Origin of the sequence: uncultured Desulfovibrio sp. (assembly GCF_944327235.1) — a bacterium.
Taxonomy (GTDB): Bacteria; Desulfobacterota; Desulfovibrionia; order Desulfovibrionales; family Desulfovibrionaceae; genus Desulfovibrio.
In genome coordinates, this window is record NZ_CALVHE010000137.1 from 1 (window position 1) to 3,812 (window position 3,812).

Here is a 3,812-nt window from a genome sequence, read left to right on the forward strand (position 1 = left end):
GGACGGACGCTCGTCCCGCGTCCACGCGGGACAGCGGGAGGCCGAACGCCCGCTGCCGCGCGGCAGGGAGGAGACCAACGGTACGACCGGCGTCCCGCTGTTGTCCGTCAGGGATGTCTGCCTCTAACGCGGGGTACGGGGTCGTAGGGGGCAAGGGGCGGCGCAAGCCCCTGCCCCCTGCCCCCCGCCGGGAGGCGACCACGCTCGGACGCCGGGCAGCATCCGCCATTCAACGAACGAACAAAAGAAAGAAAAAAGAAAACAGGCCCCGCTCCGCCTCCCCACCGCACACCATCCGCAATCCATCGAAAAAAAAGAAAAAAGGCGACGGCTTGTCTTGTTGACGGCGCTTCGGTAGATTTTCGCGATCCCTGAAAGACAGGACAAGCCCGAAGGATAGAAGATATGGACGACATGTCGATAGGGGCGGCCCCGGCGGAACACATGGATGAGGGAGCGATCATGTCGCTCGCCTGTACCCTGTACGAACAGGGCGCTTGGGCGGAAACTTTTCGCCTGCTGCGACGCCTGTCCGCGTCGGGGGAGCGTTCGGCCCCGCTACTGTACAACATGGCGCTTTGCCTGGACCAGGCGGGGCAAACGGAGCGGGCGCTCTCCTGCCTTGAGAAGGCCCTGTCCAGCCTCAGGGGCGGCCGGAGGGAGCGACGGAAGCCCACCGGCGATGAGGAGACCCTGCGTATCCTGTACGAATGCCAGTGCGCGCGGGCGGGATACCGTTTCCCCATGCGGATGGAGGAAGCCGCCTGCCTGCCCGACTACGCGCGGGAGCGGATCCTGCGGCTGATGATAACGCTCTGTGCGCGGCTGGGCGACGCTGCGCGCGTACGGAGCCTGGCGGCCTCGCTGCCGGGGAAACATTTTGACGATGTGGAAAAAGCGCTGGCGGAAACAGCGGAAAGGGAGTCGTAGCACATGGATATCATGCAGATATGGAGCGCGTACCACAAGGACGCGAACCCCGATGCCATCACCCCCATGTACCAGCAATGCGAGATCCACGCCAAGGCGCGGGGCTATGGTGACGCCAATCTGCTGCATATCGCCAGCCAGAATGCCCATCCCGAGGCGGTCGCCTGGCTGCTGGAGAAAGGACTTGACCCGAACGAGGCATCCTCCTACGGGCATCTTCCGCTGTTCCTGCTGGCGGGGAAGGATTTTTCCAGCAACTATCCTCCGCGGGAGGGGGACATCTACCGGACGGCCCTACTCCTTCTGGACGGCGGGGCCAAGCCATCGCTCCGCGATCCCAGCGGGAAGTTCTGCTACCATGTCGCCGCACAGGAGGGCAACGTGGAGTTTTTGCGGGCGCTGGTGGATCGCGGCGTGCGCCTGACCAGGACCGACCCGGACGGGAACACGGCGCTGCACCTCCTCGTGGAAGCCTGCCGCAACCCGCTGGAAGCTCTGGAAGCGGTGGACAAGGAGATGGAGGAGAAGCGCAACGAGGATTCCCTGCCGCCCAAGCGGCGCAGCCCCATAACCATGAAAGAGCTGGAACAGCGCAAACAGGCTATCGAGGCGTCCCTGGAGGATCTGTTCCGCTGTGCCGTGATCCTGAAGGATGCCGGAGTGGACCCGGAAGCGGAGAACCACATGATGGAGACGGCCCACACGCTGGCGGTACGCAGAGGCGCCAAAAAGATAGCGGCCCTGCTGGACGGCAGCCTGTCGCCGGAGGACGCGGATACCGCCGAGGGCCGGGAAAAGATCGCGGCGGGCGGCATGACGCTCCACCAGGCGGTGCGCCAGAGCGACGCGGAGGCGGTGCGCGCGCTGGTGAAGATGGGCGAGGACATCAACGCCATCAGCGAGCAACACTCTTTCGAGGGGCTTTCCCCGCTGGCGGTGGCCTGTCAGACGTGCGACATCCCCATGGCCACCCTGCTGCTGGAGCTGGGCGCTGACCCCACCCTCAGGAACGCCGAGGGGGAACAGCCCATCGTGGCCCTCTTCAGCTCGCTGATCACGCGGCATCCACCGAAAAACCTCTACGAGGACAGACTGGCGGCGCGGCTGTTGGCGCTTCTGGTGCGGCACGGTTTTGACGTGAACAGCAGCCTGACCGATTGGGGCGACTGCCTTCTGGGGGTCGCGTGCGCCTCGTCCTACGGCATAGGCTTCGGCCGGGACAGCGTGATCGCCATGGTGGTGGAGGAAGCCATCCGCCTCGGGGCGGACGTGGACCGGAAAAACTTCGGGGGCCAGACGCCGCTGATGCTGTCCTGCAAGGGGGATTTCCGCACGATGGAGGCGGTACAGACGGAACTCCTTGAAGCCGGGGCGGACGCGGCGCTGCGGGATATGGATGGGAACACGGCCCTGCACTACGCGGCCCGCAACCCCTCCCCCTCGGCCGCGGTGGCCATGACGGAACTGCTGTTCGAGCTCGGCAAGCCGGACCCCGCCACGGTCAACGTGTTCAACAAAACGGCCCTCGATTATGCGGTGGAGCAGGACAACGCCCCTCTGGTCAAGCTGCTGCTGCGGCATATCAAATAGAGCATTTCCCGTTTGAAACGCTTCGCCTTTCCAACCATACGGCCTGTCGCCTTGCGGGAAAAGCGCGGTTTTTCCGCTTGGTTTGGACCGGGCGGCGCTGTGCCGCCGCTTCGCATTTTGCCTTTTCAAAGGCAAAACGCTCTAGCCTGAAACAGGAGGCTCTCCATGTCGGCCAACCTCGATAATATGCTGCTGACCGCCTACAAGAACGGACAAAAGGCCATCGTCCAGGCGTTCCTGAAAAAGGGCGGCTTCCAGCTCGACAAGCGCGACGGACAAGGCTCCACGCCGCTGCACTACGCCAGCGCCAAAGGCTCGCGGGATATCGTGAAACTCCTGCTCGACGCCGGAGCGGACCCCTCCATCACCGACGACCAGAGCCGCACGGCCCTGCATCTGGCCTGCCAGGCGGGTAACAGGGACATCATCCGCCTGCTGTGCGACAAGGGAGCGGAATTGGACGGAACGGATCAGAAAGGCAATACCCCGCTCATCCATGCCGCCAAATACGGAAGGAGCGAGGCGTGCCGCTTTTTGCTCGAACTGGGAGCGGACAAGACCCTGACCGATGAGGACGGCCACAATGCCTTCGACTATGCCGTCGCCAATGGTATGCGCGATGTCGTCGCCCTGCTGGAAGACGAACGGAGACAGACCGACCACGAGGGGAATACGGCATTGCATCTGGCCTGCCGCCAGAACCAGAGCGAAGTGGTCGCGGCCCTCATCCGAGCGGGCCGGACAGATCTGGATGCCCCCAACGACGACGGAGAAACGCCCCTGCTGCTGGCCTGCCAAAACCAGAACGTCTATCTGGCGGAGATACTGCTCAAGGCGGGAGCCGATCCCAACCGCAAGCTGCTGAACGGCTTCTCCCCGCTGCACTACGCGGCGGCCGACGGCAACGACGCCATCGCCCGGGCGCTGCTCCTTGGCGGCGCGGACTGCAACATCCGCAATCAGGACGGAGAGACCCCCCTGATCCTCGCGGCCGCCGAAGGACACAACGACATGACCGCCCTGCTGCTCGAAAACGGCGCGGACGTCAACCTCGTGGACAATATGCGGCACAGCGCACTCCACTACGCCACGGAAAACGGCTCCACCGAGATCGTCGAACAACTCCTGCTGGCCGGCGCGGAACGATGACCACCCCGCCGCCGCTGCTGCCGATGCCGATGCCGATGCCCGTAGCTGCCGCTACGGGCTTGGCTCATCTGGGGGGAAGGGGAACCCCTCCGCCTGCGCGGGAGGGGTTCCCCTTCCCCCCAGGCCCCCCATCCCTTCCCCAG

General features: G+C 64.6%; 3 protein-coding genes. All 3 read left to right on the plus strand.

Features of this window, described 5'->3' with window-relative positions; genetic code table 11:
- The first annotated feature begins 405 nt into the window (after positions 1-405).
- The 3 genes from Q0K00_RS11505 to Q0K00_RS11515 all read left to right on the plus strand — a co-directional run bounded on the left by Q0K00_RS11505 (position 406) and on the right by Q0K00_RS11515 (position 3,669).
- Entirely contained in the window at positions 406-930 is a 525-nt protein-coding gene (locus tag Q0K00_RS11505; RefSeq protein ID WP_297229666.1) for a tetratricopeptide repeat protein, read from the plus strand.
- Between the two features lie 3 nt (positions 931-933).
- Positions 934-2,520 carry an ankyrin repeat domain-containing protein gene (locus Q0K00_RS11510; RefSeq protein ID WP_297229668.1) on the plus strand — a complete coding sequence of 529 codons (1,587 nt, stop codon included), beginning with the start codon at positions 934-936 and terminating at the stop codon, positions 2,518-2,520.
- Positions 2,521-2,685: 165 nt separating this feature from the next.
- Positions 2,686-3,669: an ankyrin repeat domain-containing protein gene (locus tag Q0K00_RS11515; RefSeq protein ID WP_297229670.1), complete on the plus strand. Its 984-nt coding sequence runs from the start codon at positions 2,686-2,688 to the stop codon at positions 3,667-3,669.
- Positions 3,670-3,812: the final 143 nt, after the last annotated feature.